The sequence below is a fragment of the Leisingera sp. ABM4_103 genome (genome assembly GCF_056158685.1).
In genome coordinates this window covers 167,025-187,224 of sequence record NZ_JBSWTU010000006.1, presented here as the reverse complement: position 1 = coordinate 187,224, position 20,200 = coordinate 167,025, and the positions used below count along the sequence as shown (strand labels likewise).

Below are 20,200 nucleotides of genomic sequence, written 5' to 3'. Positions count from 1 at the left end.
GCCATGGCGCATGTGAATGAAAATATCAAAGCCTACAAAGGCTTCCGCTCGGTCACCCTGTTGTGCCTGGTGGTGCTGTACGCCCCTCTGGTGATCGTCACCATCTACAGCTTCAACGCCTCCGCTTCGATCACCAACTGGGAAGGTCTGTCATTCCGCTGGTACGCGGACGTGTTCACCGGACCGGAAAGCGCCAAGTTCAAGAGTGCGGCCTTCAACAGCTTCACCATCGCCATCATGGCGGCCACCGCCAGCACGATGATTGCCACATTGGCAGCCACCGCCATGGTGCGCGGCGGCCAGTTCAAGATGCGCACAGTGTCCTTTGGCCTGATCTCGCTGCCGCTGATGGTGCCGGAGATCGTGACCGCAGTGGCCACGCTGATCTTCTTCAACGCCATCGGCTTCACCCGCGGCTACCTGACCATCCTGGTCGCCCATATCGCCTTCTGCATCCCCTTTGCCTATCTGCCGATCTCGGCCCGGATGCAGGGGATCGAGGACAGCTTCGAGCAGGCGGCGATGGACCTTTACGCCACCCGGCGGCAGGCCTTCACCAAGATCCTGATGCCGCTGATGGCGCCGGGCATCATCTCCGGCTTTCTCTTGGCCTTCATTGTGTCGCTGGATGACTTCATCATCACCAATTTCGTCAAGGGCGCGGGCGTCGAGACCCTGCCCACCGCGATCTTCGGGTCGGTCAAGCAGGGCATCAAACCCAACATCATGGCGATCTCGACCATGCTGCTGAGCGTCTCGGTGGTGATGGTCACCATCAGCTACTTCGTCAGCAAATCCGACAGCAATAAATGATCCAAAACGGGAGGAACCTCATGAAAACCCTGCTGAAATCCAGCGCCGCCGCGCTTGCGCTGAGCCTCGCTGCCAATGCCGCCGCCGCCGAGGGCAAGCTGGTGCTGTACCACTGGTTCGAATACATGCCGCAGGAGCTTTTGGAGAAGTTCACCGCCGAGACCGGCATCAAAGTGACGATGGACACCTATGACTCCAATGAATCCATGCTGGCGACGCTGAAGGCGGGCGGCATGGGCACCTATGACCTGGCGGTGCCGGGCGATTACATGGTCAAGATCATGGCTGGTGAGGGCCTGCTGGACACCATCGGCGACGGTGAGCTGGCCAACAAGGGCAACATCGCACCGGAATGGGCCGACCCCGGCTTTGACCCGGGCCGGGCGCATTCCATTCCCTACCAGTGGGGCTCGACCGCCTTTGCGGTAAACCGCGACGCCTATGGCGGCGATATCCTGACCACTGGCATCCTGTTCGAGCCGCCGGCAGAGCTGTCGGGCAAGATCAACGTGCTGGACAGCCAGGGTGAGATGATGGCGCTGGGATCGCTGCATCTGGGCATCCCCCAGTGCTCCACCGACCGCGACCAGCTGAAGGCGCTGAATGCGATGCTGCAGGGGGCCAAGCAGCATTGGGCCTCGTTCAACTCCGACACTGCCAAGGAGGTGCTGGTCTCCGGCGATGCCGCTGCGGGGATGATCTACGACGGCTTTTCCGCCAAGGCGCGCGCCGAAGGGGCCAATGTGGAATATGCCTTCCCCAAGGAGGGCTATGTTGTCTGGATGGACAATGTGGTGCTGCTGAAAGACGCGCCGAACCGGGAGAATGCGCTGAAATTCATGGATTTCCTGTTGCAGCCTGAGAATATCGCCGCGGTCACCAACTATGCCCAGTACAATGCAGGCGTGGCCGGGACTGAAGCCTATCTGGACGCGGACCTGGCTGCGCTGCCGGAACGCAACCCACCTGCGGCAGCGGGCCAGGGCGTGTTTATCGAGGTCTGCGACCAGCAGACCCAGGCGGTTTACGACCAGATCTGGACCAACCTCAAAAAATGACCGCCGAAGCGAGGGGGCTGTCTGCCCCCTCGCGCTCCCCCGAGAATATTTCCGGCAAGAGGAAGGGAGGAGTGTCTTTAGACCGCGTCTGAGGCCAGCCGGGTTGCAATTCACGCCGGCGGTGGCCTAGGCGGCTCGCCGCGCTATGTGATGGCGCAGCTATGGGTTGTTCCGCCCGGGCGTGTGTGCCGCCCGGGCTGGCCTGTGGCGGGACGGGGCCGGCAGCGGTCCGCGTCAGTTGCACGGGCTAACGCGGGGCAATTCGCCATGAAGACCAGCGTCCGGAATGTTATTGTGCTTGGCGGCACCGGGTTTCTCGGCCAGCGGGTGGTGCGCCGGCTGCAGGACCGCGGCTGCCCGGTCAGCGCCGGAACCCGGTCGCCGGATGCAGCCGCTTCTTATCGCAGCAGCTGGGATAGCGGGGTCCGGCTGGTGGGCATGGATCTCGAGGACCCGGACTCGCTGGCGCGGGCGCTGGAGGGGGCGTCGGCTGTGGTCAATTGCATCGGGTTTTATGCCGAAACCCGCCAGCAGAGCTTTCAGGATGTGCACACCGATGCCGCCCGGCAGATCGCCCGGCTGGCGCGTGACAGCGGTGTTCAGCAGCTGGTCCACATTTCCGGGATTGGCGCCAGCCTGCAATCGCCCTCCGCCTATGTGCGGGCCCGGGCTGAGGGTGAGGCCGCCGTGCGCAGCGTCTGCCCTGGCGCCATCGTCCTGCGGCCCAGCGTGATGTTCAGCCGCAGCGGCGCCTTTTTCGGCGATCTGCAGAAGATCGTCGATCACCTGCCGGTGATCCCGCTGTTCGGCAGCGGGCGTACGCGGCTGCAGCCAGTATGGGCGGGCGACGTGGCCGAAGCCATCTGCCGGATCCTGGATGGCGCGCGGGCGCCCCGCAAGGTGTTTGAACTGGGCGGGCCGGATGTTTTCACCTACCGGGAAATCCTGCGGCGGCTGGCCGCCCGCTCCGGCCGCCGGCGCCTGCTGCTGCCGGTGCCCTTTGCGCTGTGGCGGGCGGGCGCGGCGCCGCTGTCGCTGCTGCCGCGGCCGCCGGTGACCCAGGCGCAGATCGCCCTTATGGAGCAGGACAATACCGTGGGGGAGACGATGGCGGGATTTGCCGATCTCGGGATCACCCCGCACTCCGCCATTGGCATGGGGCTGGTCTGAGCGGCGGGGCAGTCAAATCCCTTTGCTTCAACCGGAATTTCCCGCACCAGGCCACTTGCCCGGTGCGGGGAGCGGCTCAGGCGAAGCTGACGCCGTTCAGGTTCATCGGCAGCTCTGTCACCCGCGGGCCGTCCGCCGCGATGGCATTGGCCAGCGCCGGGGCCGAGGGCGGGGTGCCGGGCTCGCCCACGCCGGTTGGCATCTCGGCAGAGGGCACGATATGCACCTCGATGGCGCCGATATCGCCGATCCGCAGCGGCTCATAGTCCGGGAAGTTGAACTGATCGACGACGCCTTCGGTCAGGGTGATCTCGTTGCGCATGGCATGGCCCAGGCCGTAACCGATGCCGCCTTCCATCTGCGCCTTGATCACATCCGGGTTGACCGCGATGCCGCAATCCACCGCGCAGGTGACCTTTTCGATCTTCACCCCGTCATCGGTATTGCCGGAGATCTCCACCAGCTCAGCCACGTAACTGCCAAAGCTTTTGTGGACGGCGATGCCTTGGCTGCGGCCCTCCGGCGCGCTGCCCCAGCCGCCCTTGTCGGCGGCCAGTTTCAGGACGCCCGCCAGCCGTTGCTGATCGGCGCCGCCGCCCTCCAGCAGGGCGAGGCGGAACTCCACCGGGTCGCGGCCGGCAGCGCGGGCGGCTTCGTCCATCATCACCTCCATCACATAGGCCGTGTGGGTGTGCCCGACTGAGCGCCACCACAGGACGGAGGTCGCCTTGGCCACGTCGGTGAGCCCGGTGAACTGCCCCGGGATCCTGTAGGGGGTGTCCGCTACGCCCTCGACCGAGCTGTGATCGACACCGCCGTGCACCATCATGCTCTCAAACGCGGTGCCCTTGAGGATAGATTGCGCGGCGATGCGGTGGTCCCAGCCGGTGATGTTGCCCTCCGCGTCCAGGCCCACCCGCACCCGGTGCGCCACGGCGGGGCGGTAATAGCCGCCGGTGATGTCATCCTCGCGCGACCAGACCAGTTTCACCGGGCGCGAGCGGTCGGTCAGGGCAAAGGCCAGCGCCGCCTCCACCTGGTAATCCGCCGTCGGCGTGGCGCGTCGGCCGAAGGAGCCGCCGGCAAACATCGTGTTGATGCGGACCTTCTCCATCGGCAGCTGGAAGATCTGCGCCATCGCCATATGCGGGCCGGAGGGGAACTGGCAGCCGTCGTGCAGGGTGACGCCGCCGTCTTCATCGGCCTCGATGGTGCAGGTGAGCGGCTCCATCGGCGCGTGCGCCAGCAGCGGGAAGTAGAAGGTCTGCTCCACCACCTGCGCCGCCCCTTCTATCTGCTCTGTGGTGGCGGCCTGGTCCGCGCCGGTCACGTTATACTCCGGCTCTGCGTTCACCGCGGCCAGCAGTTCTTCGCGGATCTGGTCCGAGCTGCGGTTTTCGGCGTTGGCGAAATCCCAGTCCACGGTGATTGCATCGCGGGCCTGGAAGGCGCCCCATGTGTCCTCGGCATAAACTGCGACACCTGCCTGGTTGGGCAGCAGGGCCGCGCGGAAATAGCCTTTGACCTCCTTGGTACCAGCATCGTCAAACCCGTTGGCCAGCCCGCCCATCCGCGGGCTGCGGATGATGACGGCAACCATCTGGTCCGGCAGATGCAGGTCCATCGCATACATCGCGGTGCCGTTGGTCTTGGGCAGGGAGTCCTTGCGCTTGACCGAGGCATTGCCGATCAGGCGGAATTCGCTGGGCTCCTTCAGCCGCGGCTCTGCCGGGGCCTCCATCTGCGCGGCGGCGGCGACAAACTCTGCCAGCGGCGCCTCTTGGCCTGCGCCCTTGATGACGCCATCCTCCAGCGTCAGCTCCGCGGCGTCTGCGCCCCAGGCCTCAGCCGCGGCCTTGATCAGCATCTCACGCGCGGCGGCCCCGGCCTGGCGGTATTGCATAAAGGAATTGGCCATCGCGGTGGAGCCGCCGGTGCCCTGCATCTGGCCGAACGCCAGGTTGGCATAGCGCGAAGCGTCGGAGGGCGCGAACTCGTATTGGATGTCTTCCATTGAGACGCCCAGCTCCTCGGCGATCAGGGTGGTGAGGCCGGTGGCCGGGCCCTGGCCCTTCTCGAAGTGCTTGACGATTGCGGTGACGGTGCCGTCTGCGCTGATCTTCACAAAGGGGTTCAGCTGCGCCGGCGCGGCGCCTGCGGCCAGAGCGCCGTTGGGGCGGACGCCGACATATAGGACGGCAGCGGCGGCGGCAGCGGATGCGAGGAAGCCGCGGCGGGAGGTGTTGAGGGTCATATCAGGCCTCCATCATTTCGGATGCGCGCTGGATCGCGGCGCGGATGCGCTGGTAGGTAGCGCAGCGGCAGGCGTTGCCGTTCATGTAGCTGTCGATCTCTTCCGCCGATGGCTTGGGGTTTTCGCTAAGCAGCCCCACGGCAGACATGATCTGGCCCGATTGGCAGTAGCCGCATTGCACCACGTCCAGTTCGACCCAGGCGTCCTGCACGGCCTTGGACACCTTGGAGTTCAAGCCTTCGATGGTGGTGATCTCGGCGCCCTCGGCGTCCTCGACATAGGTCTGGCAGGAGCGCACAGGCTCCCCGTCCAGATGCACGGTGCAGGCGCCGCAGGCGGCCACGCCGCAGCCGAACTTGGTGCCGGTCAGCTTCAATTCATCCCGGATCACCCACAGCAGCGGGGTTCCGGGGTCGGCCTCGACCTGATGCGTCTGGCCGTTGAGTTTCAATGAAATTGCCATGGCTATGGGGCCTCCCCTTGGCTGGAATGACAGGTTCAGGATTTTTCGAAGTCGGCAAAGGCATCGGCGTAATCGGGATGCCAGCGCGACAGGGCCGGTCGGTTTTCCAGGATGTCGCCCAAGGCCCAGGTGACCCGGCGGCGGTCGCGGCCCGGTGTGACGTCATTGTCCGGGCAGAGGATATAGAAATCGCCCGCCGCCATGCGGGTCAGCAGGTGGTCCACCGTCTGTTCTGAGGTCCAGGCGGCGGCGGGTTTTTCCGGCATGAAGCTGGCGATCATGCCGGTATAGGTAAAACCGGGCACGAACAGATGCGCGGTGATGGGCGCATCGGCCTGACGCAGGTCATGGGCCAGCATCTCCGTCAGCACCTTCACGCCAGCCTTGGAGACATTGTAGCCCGGGTTGCCCGGCGGTGTGGTGATGCCCTGTTTAGAGCCGGTGTTGACCACTACCGCAGGGCGCGCGGCGCCGATCATCCGGGGAAGGAAGGCCTGCACACCGTTCAGAACGCCAAAGAGGTTCACCTCGATCATCGCGCGCCAGGCGTCCGGTTCTTCCCAGCTGCCGGAGGGGCGGGCGATGCCTGCGTTGTTCATCAGCACAGCCACCTCGCCCGCGTCAAAGGCCGCATCGGCCAAGGCTGTGAGGTCCTGCGGCTTGCTGACGTCGGTTGGAACCGCCAGCACCGGCGCGCCGGCCTTCACCTGGCTGCGCAGCTTTTCGGCTGCCTGGTCCAGCGCCTCGCCCGGCAGGTCGGCCAGCACCACCCCCAGCCCGGCCTGGGCAAACCGTTCTGCTGCCGCAAATCCAACTCCGCTGGCGCCGCCGGTCACCACCGCCACGCCGCCTGCTGCAATCGCGTCTTTGTACATGAGATGTCCTCCCGGAAGCGTTGTGCCGCCAGGGCTTGCCGCCGCCCCGGCTGTGTTTGTTGCAGCAAAAGGTAGGGCGCGCGGGACGGATTGCCTTGCCTGATCCTCCGGATGATCTGCCTGATCCTCCGGCGGGCCGGGAATTGCGGTTCTTTCGCCGCCGCCGCCCGCCTATATTCAGGGCGAAGAGGAGGACCGCCCATGGTGCCGCAGGATCTGATCGACGACGTTGCCGCCTTTGTCCGCGAAAAAGGCGCGCCGGAAGACGGGTGCGAGACCGGGGTCGACGGGCTGTTTGCCTTTTGCCGCGAGACCCCGACCGCGTTTCAGGCGATGGTCTATGAGCCGGTCATGTGCCTGGTGCTGCAAGGCGCCAAGGAAGCGCATCTGGAGGACCGGGTGATCCGATACGGCGCGGGCATGTCGCTGATCGTCAGCCACGCGCTGCCGGTCACGGCCGGGGTGATCGAAGCTGCACCAGAGAAGCCCTATGTCTCGCTGGCGCTGCGGCTGGATCTGGCCACCGCGCGCAGCCTTTATGATGAGATCGGCGCGGCGGAGGGGCAGCAGCGGGGCACGCATTCGATGAGCGTGGCGGACAGCGACACGGCGCTGACCGATGCGATGGCGCGGCTGTTCCGGCTGTCGCAGGACCCGGTGGAGGTGCAGGCGCTTGCGCCTTTGGTGCTCAAGGAGATCCATTTCCGGCTGTTGCGGGCCCAGCACGGCGGGATGCTTCGGCAGCTGCTGCTGCACGAAAGCCCGGCCAGCCGGATTTCCAAGGCGATTGCGCTGATCCGCACCGGCTACAAGGCGCCGATCGCGGTGGCAGAGCTGGCCGCCGCGGCGGGGATGAGCCAGTCGACCTTCCACGAGCATTTCAAGTCGCTCACCTCCACCACGCCGCTGCAATACCAGAAGGAGCTGCGCCTGCTGGAGGCGCGCCGCCTGCTGATGAGCGGCGGGAAATCGGTGGCCTCGGCGGCGTACGACGTGGGCTATGAAAGCCCGACCCAGTTCAGCCGGGAATATGCCCGCAAATTCGGTATCCCGCCGCGGGACGAGAAGCCGGCACAGGCGGCGGCGTCCTAGGCAGGCTTTTCGACGGCCTGCCCGGTGCACCACCGCGTCAGAGCTTGATCACCGCCATCTTATCCTGGGTCATGTCATGCATCGTGTAGCCGATGCCGCCGGTGTTGTAGCCGGACTGGCGGCGGCCGGCGAAGGGCATCCAGTCAACGCGGAAGGCGGTGTGATCGTTGACCATGACCGCGGTGGCATCGAGCTGGCGTACTGCCTGCATCGCGGTGTCAAGGCTTTGGGTGAAGACCGCGGCCTGGAAGGCATAGGGCAGGCTGTTGGCGGCCTCAATCGCCTGCGGAATGCTGTCGGTGCTGTAGACGCAGATCACCGGGCCAAAGATTTCCTGCTGCGAGACGCGGGCATCCGCGGGCGGGTCCAGCAGCACGGTGGGGGCGTAGGTGGTCTCGCCCAGGCGCTTGCCGCCCGCCAGCAGTCTGGCGCCGCCGTCCAGCGCCTCGTTCACCCAGTCCTCGACCCGGTCGACCTCGCCCGGGCGGATCAGCGGGCCGCAGTCGACGGTTGGGTCGGTGGCGTCGCCCACTTTCAGCGCCTTGGCGGCCTCAGCCAGTTTCTGCGCGATCTCTTCGGCCCTGGCGGCGGGGGCAAAGACGCGCTGGACCGAGACGCAGACCTGGCCGGAGTGGTAGAAGCCGCCCTTGGCCAGCAGCGGGATCATCGCGTCGATCTGCACATCCTCGGCCACGATCACCGGGGCGGCGCCGCCGTGTTCCAGCGCGCAGCGGGTGCCGGGAGCGAGTTTCGAGCGCAGCATCCAGCCGACGCGGGCGGAGCCGATGAAGGAGAAGAAGCCGACGCGCGGGTCGGTGATCATCATCTCTGCCACCGCGTTGGAGCAGACCACATCGCGGCACCAGTCCTGCGGCAACCCGGCCTCATGCAGCATGGCGACGAAGGTTTCGCAGGACAGCGGCGTATCCATTGCCGGTTTGACGATCACCGGGCAGCCGGTGGCGACGGCGGGGGCGACCTGATGCACGATCAGGTTCAGCGGGTGGTTGAAGGCGCTGGCGGCCACCACCACGCCGATCGGCTCGCGCTGGGTAAAGGCGATGCGGCCCGATCCGGCCTCGGTCAAATCCATCGGGATTTCGGTGCCGGTCGTCTGGCCGATCTCATGCACGCAGAGCCCGACTCCGTCGATGGCGCGCTTGACCTCGACCTTGGCGTCCACCAGGGGCTTGCCGCCTTCGCTGGCGATCAAGAGAGCGAGCTCGTCAAAGCGGTCCTCCATCAGCCGGGCGGTTTTCTTGAGGATATCTATCCGCTTGTAGGCCGGCAGCCACCCATCGCGCTGGCGGAACAGGTTGTGCGCGGTGTCCAGCATGGCGTCGATTTGATCCCAATCGCTGGTTTCGACCGTGCCGATACGCTCAAGGCTGAAGGGGTTCACGACGTCTATGGGTTCGCTCATATCAGGCATACCTTTGCGGCCAGTTCCTCGATCAGGACCCGCTGGTTTTCGCTGTAGTCCACCGGCACATCAATCAGATGCACGCCGCCTGCGTCAAAGGCTTTTTCAAAGGTGGGCAGCAGGTCTTCGGTGCGCTCGATCCGGTGGCCGGTGGCGCCGTAGCTGCCTGCGTACTGGACAAAATCGGGGTTGTTGAACTCCAGCCCCCAGTCCCCGAACCCGGCGTGCGCCTGTTTCCAGCGGATCATGCCATAGGCGCTGTCGTTCAGCACGGTGACCACCAGGTTCAGGCCGAGGCGGACAGCGGTTTCCAGCTCCTGGCTGTTCATCATGAAGCCGCCGTCGCCGCAGATCGCCATCACCCGGCGGTCCGGGTGCAGCTTGGCCGCCATCATCGCCGAGGGCAGCCCTGCGCCCATGGTCGCCAGCGCGTTGTCCAGCAAAACGGTGTTGGGCTGGTAGGCCTTGTAGTTGCGGGCGTACCAGAGCTTGTAGATGCCATTGTCCAGCGCGATGATATCGCATTCCCCCATCACCTTGCGGGTGTCGGCCACCAGCCGCTGCGGGATCACCGGGAAGCGCGCGTCATCGGCGCCTTCGGAGATATGGCCGTCGGTCTCCTGCTTGACGCGCTCGAAATAGCTGCGGTCGAAGTCCAGCGGCCCGCCCAGGATCTTGCCCAGCCGGGTGATGGACTGGGCCAGGTCGCCGACCACCTCCAGCTGCGGAAAATAGACCTGGTCGACCTGCGCCGCCTTGTAGTTCACATGGATCACCTTGGTGCCGCCTTCCTCCATGAAGAAGGGCGGTTTTTCGACCACGTCGTGGCCGACGTTGATGATCAGGTCGGCGCGTTCGATGGCGCAGTGCAGATAGTCGCCATCCGACAGCGCGGCGGTGCCCAGGAACAGGTCCGAGCGTTCGTCGACCACGCCCTTGCCCATCTGGGTGTTGAAGAAGGGGATCTGGATCAGGTCGGTGAAATCGCAGAGCGCGGAGCGGGCCTTGCGGCGGTTGGCGCCGGCCCCGACCAGCAGCAGCGGCATCTTGGCGGCCCGGATCATCTCCGCCGCCTCGTTCAGCACCTCGTCCCCTGCCACTGCGTAATGGCGCGGGTGCGGTTGCAGGACGGAAGTATCGGTTTCCTCTGCCGCGATATCCTCCGGCAGTTCCAGCAGCACCGCGCCGGGGCGTTCCTCCTCGGCGGTGCGGAAGGCCTCGCGGATCAGCGCCGGGATGGTGTTGCCGTGCACGATCTGCTTGGACATTTTGCAGATCGGGTCGAACAGGCCCACCACGTCGATGATCTGGAAGCGGCCCTGTTTCGATTTCTTGATCGGTTTCTGGCCGGTGATCATGATCAGCGGCATGGCCCCCAGATGGGCATAGGCGGCGGGGGTGGCGAAATTGGTGGCGCCGGGGCCAAGCGTGGCCATGCAGACGCCCGCCTTGCCGGTCAGGCGGCCATAGGTGGCGGCCATGAAGGCCGCGCCCTGCTCGTGGCGGGTCAGCACCAGTTCGATCTTGGAGGTGCGCATGGATTCCAGCAGGTCGAGATTTTCCTCGCCCGGGACGGCAAAGACGTATTCGACGCCTTCGGTCTCCAGTGCGGCAACAAGCAGGTCGGAGGCTTTGGATGGAGCTGGGGTCGAGGATTGGGTGTCTGGCATGGGGGCTCCTGTTGGTTGAATGGCTTGGGGGCGGGTTACTGCGCGGCGTGCTGCTGCTCCGGCGTGGGATACAGCTCATCCATCGAGACGGAGCGGCCGTTATCCAGCACGATGCGCGCGTGGTAGCGTTTCAGCAGCCGCGGCTCGGCCACGCCGCAGCTGTGGGCGATGATGCCGACCTCTTTCTTCATGTTCTTCGCGTAATAGGCGACGCGTTCGGATTTGCTGGCCGGGTCGAGGCCGAACTGTAGCTTGCGGTTGTGGGTGGTGATGCCGGTGGGGCAGGTGTTCTTGTTGCACTGCAGGGCCTGGATGCAGCCGAGCGCAAACATGAAGCCGCGGGCGGAGTTGACGAAATCGGCCCCGGCGCAGAAGGCCCAGGCGGCCTCTGACGGGTTGATCAGCTTGCCGCTGGCGCAGACCTTGATGCGGTCGCGCAGGCCATAGCGGGTGAGCACGTCGACGGTCAGCGGCAGGCTTTCGCGCAGCGGCATCCCCATGTTGTCGATCAGGCTCATCGGGGCGGCGCCGGTGCCGCCGTCGGCGCTGTCGATGGTGATGAAGTCCGGCGCGCTTTCGATGCCGCGGGAGAGGACCTCCTGGCACAGCCCCTCGATAAAGCCATAGGCGCCGAGCACCGCCTTGAAGCCCACCGGCTTGCCGGTCACCTCGCGGACATAGGCGATCATGTCCAGCAGGTCGCCGACGCAGTCGATTTCCGGGTGGCGGTTGGGGCTGATCGCGTCCTCGCCGGGGGTGAGGCCGCGGATTTCGGCGATTTCCTTGGTGACCTTGGCGCCGGGCAGGATGCCGCCCTTGCCGGGCTTGGCGCCCTGGCTGAGCTTCAGTTCGAACATGCGGACGGTTTCATGGGCCGCCACCGCGCGCAGCTTGTACTCGTCAAAGCCGCCCTCGGGCTTGCGGACGCCGAACTTGCCGGTGCCGATCTGGAACACGATGTCGCAGCCGCCTTCCAAATGGTAGGGCGACAGGCCGCCCTCGCCGGTGTTGAGCCAGATGCCGGCCTTTTTGGCGCTGGCCGAGAGCGCCCGCACCGCGGGAACCGAAATGGCGCCATAGCTCATGCCGGAGATATTGAAGATCGAGTCCGTGGTGTAGGGGTGGCGCGCATAAGGGCCGAGGGTGAGGGCGGCAGGCGGCGAGGCGTCCTGCGCCAGCGACGGGAAGGGGCAATTGGCGAAATAGACGGTGCCGGGCCGCCGCAGGTCACGGGTGGAGCCGAAGGCGATGGTGGAGTTGACATTCTTGGCGGCGCGGTAAACCCAGGAGCGTTCGGCGCGGTTGAACGGCATCTCCTCGCGGTCGAGGGCAAAGAAGTATTGCCGGAAAAACTCTCCCAGGTGCTCGAACAGATACCGGAAGCGGGCAATCACCGGATAGTTGCGGCGCAGGGTGCTGTCGGTCTGTGTCTTGTCGCGGACATACAGAACGATCAACCACAACAGGCCTGCTCCGATGGCAAATACAAAAAGGTAAGACAGCAATTCGAGCAGCGCCAGGACGGTGCTGGATATCTGGGACATGTTCTCCATCGCTCCTTCAGGGGCTCGGCGGCGGTTGGCTCCGCACGCCCGGCTTATGCCGTTACAGAATGTGCATCGGCCGCAGGTAATGCATTCACGGGCCGATCACTTCCTCAGGAGCCGCGCCGGAGGCGGTATGAAAGCCGCAGGCCCGCAGGGCAGGTGCGCCCTGGGTATAACGGGTGGCAGGCCGGTTTGGTTCCACCCTGCGGCGCGGGCGCCGCTCCTGTTCGCGATACTGCGCCAGCGGGGCGAAAGTTGTCCAGACCGAGGGACGGGCCGACTGCCTAACTCAGGCGGCCGGGTCCGGCGTCAGGCTTCCGGCCTGATACGGAATACCGCCTCAATCTCAACAGCCGCGTTTGCGGGCAGGCTTGCGCTGCCGACAGCAAAACGCACATGGTTTGCTTTCTCCGGCCCCAACGCCTGCACCATGAAGTCCGACGCACCGTTCACGGCTTTGGGATGGTCGGAGAAATCCGGGTGGGCATTCACGAAACCGCCCAGCTTGATGAGCCGTTCGATCCTGCCGAGATCGCCGATGGCGGCTTTGGCGCGGGCCAGGATGCCGATCCCGCAGCAGCGCGCGGCTTCGATCCCTTGTTCAATATCGATGTCCTGGCCGAGCTTTCCTTGGATTACCCGGCCATCTGGCGCTATGGATATCTGCCCCGAGATATACAGAAACTCCCCATCCACCAGATAAGGGGCGAAATTGCCCAGGGGCCGGGGGGCTTGGGGCAGTATTACTCCAAGGCTTGCCAGGTTCTTTTCAATCGAATTCATGAAATAGCTCCGAAGATTGATCTGTGTTTGGTAAAAATGCGCCGGATCAGGGTTAACGCGATTGGCAACCCATGCCCAGACTTGAACCAGGGTATGGCTGCCCAGGACCAATGGCTTTCCAGTCTGCAGGATCATCAGGTTTGTGCGGCGGGTGCGGGCCGGTGCCGGCAGGCGGCGCGGACATCCTGGACAAACAGCTCCACCGCGCGCCGGTGGACCTGGTTGCGCCGGGTGGCGAGGCAAAACGCGGAGTGCCAGCGCAGCTGCGGGTGGGTGAGCTCGCGGAACCGGCCTGCGCGCACCCAGGCATCGGCATAATGCACCGGCAGCGGGCCGAGGTACTGGCCGGTTTCGATCAGCATCGCCATCGCCTCCATGTTGGCGACCACCGCCTGGGGGTCGGGGCTGCCGAGATCGGGGGAGACCAGCATGTCATAGGAGCGCTGGCAGAGCGGGTGCTGGGCGACTTCCTGCGGGCTGACCTGCTGCTGCGGCAGGGTGAACAGCGGGTGGTCCTGGCCGCAGTAAAGGCGATGTTCCTCGCTGCACAGCTCCTCATAGGCCAGGTCGGCGATCTGGTTGCGGAACGGTGCGATGGCCGCATGCAGGGCGCCGGTGATCAGCTGCTGGGTCAGGTCGGCGGGGGAGGCAACGACGATTTCCAGCCGCACTTCGTTGGGGCGGGCGAGGAATTTCCGCAAGGCGCGGGTCAGGTTGAGGCCGGGCAGGCTGCTGACCGCGTCCACCACGCCGATGCGCAGGTCGCCGGTGACGGCGTCGCGCAGCTCCAGCAGTTCGGCGTCGAAGTCGCGCGCGCTGCGCAGGATATCGCGGGCCTTTTCATAGGCGATCTCGCCGCGCTCGGTCAGGCGGAAGCCGCCGCGGCCGCGCTCGCACACCCGGTAGCCGAGCGAGGTTTCCAGATCGCGGATGCGGATGCTGATCGCTGACTGGGTGACTCCCAGCGCATATTGCGCGTCAGAAAACCCGCCGCAGTCGACGACGGCGACAAAGGTCTCCAGCAGCGTATTGCGCAGAAGCTTCATGGTGCGGATCCTCCCTGCGGTGCGGCAGCTATTACATGAGACTTTTTCATGTGAGCATAAGCAATGTGAAATAGTTTTATGCTGTGCACTGTGCTGAACTGCCGCCAGACAGATAAAGGAAGATGCTTATGTCTGGACACGGGTACGACTCCGGCCGCCTGAACCTGCCCTTTGTCGGCATCGCCAGTTTTGGCAAGAAGCCTTACGTGGAGGAGTGGGACAGCATCGACGCCGACGTTGCGGTTCTGGGTGCGCCGTTTGACTTCGGCTGCCAGTTCCGCTCCGGCGCGCGGTTCGGGCCGCGGGCGGTGCGCGAGGCCTCGACGCTGTTCAGCTTCGGCCATGCCGGCGCTTATGATCACGAGGATGACGCCACCTATCTGGGCGCGGACGTGCGGATCGTCGATCTGGGCGATGCCGACATCATCCACACCAAGACCGAAGAGAGCCACGCCAATATCGAATACGGCGTGAAGAAGATCCTGGACGCGGGCGCGCTGCCCGTCACCATCGGCGGCGACCATTCGATCAACATCCCCTGCATCAACGCCTATGCCGAGGACTGCGCCAAGAACGGGCCGATCCACGTGATCCAGATCGACGCGCATCTGGACTTCGTCGACGAGCGCAAGGGCGTCACCGACGGCCACGGCAACCCGATGCGCCGCGCGATCGAGAAGGATTACGTCTCCGGCATGACCCAGCTGGGCATCCGCAACGTGTCCTCGACCGCCAGGGAAGGCTACATCGACGCCCGCGAGCGCGGCTCCGACATCCTGTCGGTACGCCAGGTGCGCAAGCTGGGGACGGACGCCGTGCTGGAGCGCATCCCCCAAGGCGCGCGCTATTACGTGACCATCGACATTGACGCTTTCTGCCCGTCGATCGCGCCCGGCACCGGCACCCCCAGCCACGGCGGCTTTCAGTATTATGACGTGCTGGAAATCCTGCAGGGGCTCAGCAAACGCGGCGATGTGGTGGGGATCGACCTGGTGGAGGTTGCCCCGGCCTATGACCCGTCCGAGAGCACGCAAATCCTGGCCGCACAGCTGTTGCTGAACTTCATCGGCTTCATCTTCCACAATCAGCAATGAGCATGTTCCCATTGCCCCGGGAACTGCAGGGCGGCAGCAGGCTCGCAGCCGTTTTGCCTGTTTCATCTTTCCAAAAAAACTCCGGGGAGCGCGAGGGGCCGGCCCCTCGCTCCCGCCGCTGCCGCGTCAGCGGTCCATCTTGCCTTCCGCAAACGCCCGCGCTGCCGCCACGGCTTCGGGATCAGGCGCCACCCCGGTGAACCCCAGCAGGTAGCCTTCCAGCCGCGCGGTGCGGGCCTGCATCGGCTCGCGAACCTCCAGCGCGTGGTAGCCGCATTGCATGAAATAGAGGATCCGGGCGCGGGCGTCGGCCTCATAAGGGCTATAGCCGTGGCGCTCGAACATGGCGGTCACCGCCTTGAGCCGCAGCGCATCCGCCGCGTCGATGCGGTTGCGGACCTTGCCGTCGCGACGCGACCATTCGCGGACCGCAAAATCCAGGGACGCGTCGAACAGGTCCGGATCGACGAAACAGCGGAAGAAATTGCAGACCGCCCAGGTGATATTGTCAGCTGGCAATTTGCAATGGGTCAGGATGGGCGCGGTGTTGCGGGCCTCCCAATCGTCCAGCAGCGCCTCCAGCAGGTGTTTGCGGCTCTTGAAGTACCAGTAGAAGCTGGAGCGCGAGACCCCCAGCCGCTCGCCGATGGCCAGCACCTTGACCCCGGCCACGCCTTCGCTGACCAGCAGGTCGCGGGCCACGTTCAGCCAGTCTTCCGGCGTCACCTTCACATGGCCGCTGAGCGGCTCCTTGTCCGGGTTGTCCCGGTGCAGCACCGGGGCCGCGCGTTTGCCCATGTCAGCTCTCCGGCGGGGCGCCGCCTTCGGCGGTGCGTTTGGCGATGAAGCTCTTGAGGGCGTCAACGCGGGTTTCATCGGTTTGAGGCCGGGTATCACGGGCCAGGATGTCCTTCCAGACCCGGGTGGCCCGCTGATTGGCGTCCAGGCTGCCGCGTTCGGTCCAGGTGCCGAAATTGGCGTAGTCATGCACCACCGGCTCATAGAACTCGGTGCTGTAGCGGTCCATGGTCTGGGGGGCGGCAAAGAAATGCCCCTGCGGCTCCACCTGCGACAGCGCGCTGGCGTAGCCGATCTCATCCGCCCCCGCCTGGGCGCCCGCGCAGAGTTCGGCAATCATGTTGAGGACCTCGGCGTCGGTGATCAGTTTTTCATAGGACACGGTCAGCCCGCCCTCCAGCCAGCCGGCCGAGTGGATGATCACCGTGGCGCCGGCCATCAGGCAGCCCCAGAGGCCCATCTGGTTTTCATTGGCTGCCTGCACGTCGTTGCAGTTCGAGGCCGACCCGGCCGCCGACCGCCAGGGCAGGCCGAGGAAGCGTGCCAGCTGGCCCGCCGCCAGCGAGGCCTGGAAATGCGCAGGGGTGCCAAAGGCCGGCGCGCCGGATTTCATGTCCACGTTGGAGGTGAAGGTGCCATAACACACCGGCGCGCCGGGGTTTGTCAGCTGAGTCAGCGTCAGCGCCGCCAGCACCTCCGCGTGGCTGAGGGTAATGGATCCAGCGACGGTGATCGGCGCCATTGCCCCCATCAGGGTGAACGGCGTGATGATCGAAACCTGGCCGTGACGGGCAAAGTCGATCAGCCCCTGCGCCATCGGAATGTCCAGCGTGCGCGGGCTGTTGGTGTTGATGATGGTGTAGCAGCGCGGCTCATACCGGAATTCGGCGTCCGACAGGCCGCGGAAATCGCGGATCATCTCGAAACAGTCCATCACCTGCGGCGTGCCGCGGGAATAGATGAAGGGGAACTTGTCCGTCAGCGTCATCTGCGCCTCGGTGGTGAAGTAGTGGCGCAGGTGCACGGGCACGTCCTGCGGCTCCACTTGGGGCGAGATCATGTGGAAGACGTCGAAGTGATGGGTGAGCTTGAGGTATTCCAGATAGTCCCGGGCGGAGCCGGGACGGCGGCCGCGTTCAAGATCGGTGGCATTGGGCGCGCCAGCGCCGGCCTGAAACACCAGGCTGCCGAGCTCCAGCGTGATGTCGCGCTCACGGCTTCCTGCCCGGCAGGTGATCGAGCGAGGGGCTGTGGCCAGCGCCGCCTCCACCATGTCGCGGCCGATAAAGACCATTTCGCTGTCTTCATCGACGCGGGCGCCGCCCCTGGCGTAGATCCGGCGGGCCTCGGGCAGCAGTACCTTTATGCCCAGTTCTTCCAGCATTTTCAGCGCGGTTTCATGCATGTCCGCGATCTGATGCGCCAGGAAGACCTCCATCAGCGGGAAGGGGTTCTTGAGCTGGCGGTAGTTCACCTGGCGCTGCGGGGCCGGGGCGGCCTCCGCCCCGCGGCTTCGGCCCCGGCGGCGGCGTCCGCGGGCGGCGCTGTCGTTTTCGATGGTCATCGTGTCAGCCTCTCATCGCTTTGCCGGAGGGGTCGTAGGGGGAGGGCGCAATCACGCGGGCGGCGCGTTCCTGGCCGACGATATGGACGGCCAGTCCGGTGCCCTCTGCGGCGGCGTCGCGGTCCACCATTGCCATGGCGAGCGATTTGCCCAAGGTATGGCCATAGCCGCCGGAGGTGACAAAGCCGACGCGGGTTTCGCCCTGCCAGACCGGCTCAAAGCCGCTGGCGTCGGCATCCGTGGCGTCCACTTCCAAGGCCACAACAACCTGCGCCGGGCCGCCTGCCGCGCGTTCCTTCAGTGCGGCCTCGCGGCCGATGAAGTCCTTGTCCCAGCCGATCCAGCGGTCCATGCCGGTCTGCGCCGCGGTGTAGCCTTGGGTGAATTCGGCGCTCCAGATGCCGAAGCTTTTCTCCAGCCGCAGGCTGAGCAGCGCGTTGAAACCGTATTCGCGGATGCCAAGGTCTGCGCCTGCCTCCAGAAGGGTCTCGCGCAGGGTGATGTGCTCGGCGGCGGAGCAGTGGAGCTCATAGCCCAGTTCACCGGCGACCGAGAGGCGGCCCACCTTGAGGCGCAGCATCCCGATGTCGAAGGTGCCGCAGCCCATGAAGGGGAGGTCCGCGAGGGGGCCGTCTGTCAGCTTTTCCAGCACCTTGCGGCTGTTCGGGCCGGAGAGGCTGAAGCCGGTGATGGCGTCGCTCACGTCGCGCACCGCGACGCCGTCGCCCATGTGGTCCTGGAACCAGCGCATGTGCCATTCGCGCAGGTAATAGCTGCCCATGATCCACCAAGTGCCGTCCCCCCAGTTGAACACGGTCAGGTCGCCCTTGAGTCGGCCTTCGGGCGATAGCATCGGCGCCAGTTTGGCGCGGCCCGGGGCGGGGAGTTTCGAGGCCATGACGCGGTTGAGCCAGGCCTCGGCGCCATCGCCTGAGACCTCGAACCGGGAGAAGGCGGAAATGTCCAGGAGGCCCACGGACTCGCGCACCGCCTTGCATTCGTCTGCGACGATCTCAAAGGCGTTGGAGCGTTTCAGGGTCGGGGTTTCGGTGAAGTCTTCCGACGGGGCAAAATAGAGCGGGATTTCAAGCCCGTAGCTTGCGCCCCAGCGGCAGCCCGCGCGGGTCATGTCCGAGTAGGCGGGGGCCTTCTTCAGCGGGCGGCCTGCGGGCAGCTGCTCGTTCGGGTAGGTCATCACAAAGCGGCGGGTGTAGAACTGGCCGGTGGTTTCCTTGATGAAGCGCTTGTTCTGGGCGTAGTCGCCGAAGCGCGCCACATCCATGCCAAAGACATCCGCCTCCGGCTCGCCGTGGATCATCCACTCGGCCAGCGATTTGCCGACGCCGCCGCCCTGCAGGAAGCCCGCCATCACGCCGCAGGCGCACCAGTAGCCGGGCTTGCCGCGCACCGGGCCGACCAGCGGGTTTCCGTCGGGGGCAAAGGTGAAGGCGCCGTTGACCCAGGTTTTCACACCGGTGGTTTGCAGCGCCGGGTAGCGTTCGAAGCCCAGCGTCAGTTCGCGTTCGATCCGGTCGGGGTCTTCCTGCTGCAGCTCGAACCCGTATTCCCAGGGCGCGCCGTCCATCATCCAGTGCTCGTGGTCGATCTCGTAGATGCCCAGCAGGATGCCCTTCTGGTCCTGGCGCATATAGGTGAAGCCTTCCAGGTCCACGGTCATCGGCACCTCGAAGTCGAGCTGTTCCAGCTCCGGGATGGTGTCGGAGATCAGGTAATGGTGGTTGAGCGGCGAGACCGGCAGTTCGATGCCCGCCATACGGCCCACCTGCTTGGCCCAGAGGCCTGCGGCGTTGACCACATGTTCGGCGTGGATGGTGCCCTTTTCGGTCACCACCTGCCAGCCGTCCGCGACCTGATGCAGTTCCAGCACGCGGTTGTGCTCGATGACTTCCGCGCCGCGTTTCTTGGCCGCCCCGGCGTATGCGTGCACGCTGCCGGTGGTGTCGACATAGCCCTCGCGGTCGGCCCACATGCCGCCAATGATGCCCTCGGTGGACATGATCGGACACAGCTCGCCGGCCTCCTGCGGGGTGATCAGGCGGCAGTCGTCGATGCCGATGGACTGGAAGGTGCGGTAGGCCGATTGCAGCCATTCCCAGCGGTCCGGTGTGCCGGCCAGCGTCATGCCGCCGGTCATGTGCATGCCGACGGACTGGCCGGATTCCTGTTCGATCTCGGACAGGAGGTCGATGGTATAGGCCTGAAGCGAGGCGATGTTCGGGTCGGCGTTCAGCGCGTGAAAGCCGCCCGCGGCGTGCCAGCTGGAGCCGGCGGTCAGCACCGAACGCTCGATCAGGCAGACGTCGGTCCAGCCGAACTTGGCCAGGTGATAGAGGACGGAGGCGCCGACAACGCCGCCCCCGATGACAACGGCGCGATAGTGCGACTTCATGGCTTTGCTCCCTGTCTGACACCGCCGGGCCAGCGGGGAGCGTCCCCGAATCCGCCCTTTGGACAATTCTGTCCAATTCATCGGCGATCCTGGACACTCTTGTCCAGAGAAATCTTGCACGGCGGTTTCAGGCGCGGGGG

At 65.4% G+C, this 20,200-nt stretch carries 16 protein-coding genes; 5 read left to right on the top strand and 11 right to left on the bottom strand.

Translation table 11 applies throughout. From position 1 onward, the window contains the following. Window positions 1-3 precede the first annotated feature (3 nt). From ACXAED_RS21620 to ACXAED_RS21610, 3 genes are all read left to right on the top strand, one after another. Window positions 4-813 (top strand): ABC transporter permease, encoded by an 810-nt coding sequence (locus ACXAED_RS21620; protein WP_421054972.1) that lies wholly within the window; start codon window positions 4-6, stop codon window positions 811-813. A gap of 20 nt (window positions 814-833) precedes the next feature. Then, window positions 834-1,871, top strand: a complete 1,038-nt coding sequence (locus ACXAED_RS21615; protein WP_475053467.1) for an extracellular solute-binding protein — start codon at window positions 834-836, stop codon at window positions 1,869-1,871. Between the two features lie 267 nt (window positions 1,872-2,138). After that, window positions 2,139-3,041, top strand: coding sequence for a complex I NDUFA9 subunit family protein (locus tag ACXAED_RS21610; RefSeq protein WP_475053464.1), 903 nt, complete (start codon window positions 2,139-2,141; stop codon window positions 3,039-3,041). Between the two features lie 76 nt (window positions 3,042-3,117). Here the strand turns inward: ACXAED_RS21610 and ACXAED_RS21605 are convergent, their stop codons facing one another. The 3 genes from ACXAED_RS21605 to ACXAED_RS21595 are packed head-to-tail and all read right to left on the bottom strand — an operon-like array spanning window position 3,118 to window position 6,633. Beyond that, window positions 3,118-5,295 carry a xanthine dehydrogenase family protein molybdopterin-binding subunit gene (locus tag ACXAED_RS21605; protein ID WP_475053462.1) on the bottom strand — a complete coding sequence of 726 codons (2,178 nt, stop codon included), beginning with the start codon at window positions 5,293-5,295 and terminating at the stop codon, window positions 3,118-3,120. Between the two features lies 1 nt (window position 5,296). After that, on the bottom strand, window positions 5,297-5,758 hold the full coding sequence (locus ACXAED_RS21600) for a (2Fe-2S)-binding protein (RefSeq protein ID WP_475053461.1): 462 nt from the start codon (window positions 5,756-5,758) through the stop codon (window positions 5,297-5,299). A gap of 35 nt (window positions 5,759-5,793) precedes the next feature. After that, window positions 5,794-6,633 carry an SDR family NAD(P)-dependent oxidoreductase gene (locus ACXAED_RS21595; RefSeq protein WP_475053459.1) on the bottom strand — a complete coding sequence of 280 codons (840 nt, stop codon included), beginning with the start codon at window positions 6,631-6,633 and terminating at the stop codon, window positions 5,794-5,796. A 201-nt stretch (window positions 6,634-6,834) separates the two neighbouring features. Here ACXAED_RS21595 and ACXAED_RS21590 point away from each other — a divergent pair, with 201 nt between their 5' ends. Further along, on the top strand, window positions 6,835-7,725 hold the full coding sequence (locus ACXAED_RS21590; RefSeq protein ID WP_475053456.1) for an AraC family transcriptional regulator N-terminal domain-containing protein: 891 nt from the start codon (window positions 6,835-6,837) through the stop codon (window positions 7,723-7,725). A 37-nt stretch (window positions 7,726-7,762) separates the two neighbouring features. On the opposite strand, the gene ACXAED_RS21585 is transcribed toward ACXAED_RS21590, so the two are convergent. The 5 genes from ACXAED_RS21585 to ACXAED_RS21565 form a co-directional block, all read right to left on the bottom strand. Next, the gene (locus tag ACXAED_RS21585) at window positions 7,763-9,148 is read right to left on the bottom strand and encodes an aldehyde dehydrogenase family protein (RefSeq protein ID WP_475053454.1); all 1,386 of its coding nucleotides are present in this window, start codon (window positions 9,146-9,148) and stop codon (window positions 7,763-7,765) included. Further along, window positions 9,145-10,818, bottom strand: coding sequence for an acetolactate synthase large subunit (locus ACXAED_RS21580; protein ID WP_475053452.1), 1,674 nt, complete (start codon window positions 10,816-10,818; stop codon window positions 9,145-9,147). The genes ACXAED_RS21585 and ACXAED_RS21580 overlap by 4 nt, the downstream gene beginning before the upstream one ends. 35 nt (window positions 10,819-10,853) lie before the next feature. Continuing rightward, window positions 10,854-12,362 carry an FMN-binding glutamate synthase family protein gene (locus tag ACXAED_RS21575; RefSeq protein WP_475053449.1) on the bottom strand — a complete coding sequence of 503 codons (1,509 nt, stop codon included), beginning with the start codon at window positions 12,360-12,362 and terminating at the stop codon, window positions 10,854-10,856. A gap of 312 nt (window positions 12,363-12,674) precedes the next feature. Continuing rightward, window positions 12,675-13,283 carry a RidA family protein gene (locus ACXAED_RS21570; protein ID WP_475053448.1) on the bottom strand — a complete coding sequence of 203 codons (609 nt, stop codon included), beginning with the start codon at window positions 13,281-13,283 and terminating at the stop codon, window positions 12,675-12,677. Further along, the gene (locus ACXAED_RS21565; RefSeq protein WP_475053447.1) at window positions 13,283-14,194 is read right to left on the bottom strand and encodes a LysR family transcriptional regulator; all 912 of its coding nucleotides are present in this window, start codon (window positions 14,192-14,194) and stop codon (window positions 13,283-13,285) included. Before ACXAED_RS21565 ends, ACXAED_RS21570 begins: the two co-directional genes overlap by 1 nt. 128 nt (window positions 14,195-14,322) lie before the next feature. On the opposite strand from ACXAED_RS21565, the gene speB reads away from it, so the two are divergent. Next, entirely contained in the window at window positions 14,323-15,288 is a 966-nt protein-coding gene (gene speB, locus ACXAED_RS21560; protein WP_475053444.1) for an agmatinase, read from the top strand. Window positions 15,289-15,414: 126 nt separating this feature from the next. Here the strand turns inward: speB and ACXAED_RS21555 are convergent, their stop codons facing one another. Genes ACXAED_RS21555 through ACXAED_RS21545 form a run of 3 tightly spaced genes read right to left on the bottom strand, consistent with a single transcriptional unit; the run spans window position 15,415 to window position 20,060 of the window. Beyond that, on the bottom strand, window positions 15,415-16,086 hold the full coding sequence (locus ACXAED_RS21555; RefSeq protein ID WP_475053443.1) for a TetR/AcrR family transcriptional regulator: 672 nt from the start codon (window positions 16,084-16,086) through the stop codon (window positions 15,415-15,417). Between the two features lies 1 nt (window position 16,087). Continuing rightward, window positions 16,088-17,650: a trimethylamine methyltransferase family protein gene (locus tag ACXAED_RS21550; RefSeq protein ID WP_475053442.1), complete on the bottom strand. Its 1,563-nt coding sequence runs from the start codon at window positions 17,648-17,650 to the stop codon at window positions 16,088-16,090. 4 nt (window positions 17,651-17,654) lie between these two features. Next, a complete protein-coding gene (locus ACXAED_RS21545; protein ID WP_475053439.1) occupies window positions 17,655-20,060 on the bottom strand; it encodes a GcvT family protein in 2,406 nt (801 codons plus the stop codon). Window positions 20,061-20,200: the final 140 nt, after the last annotated feature.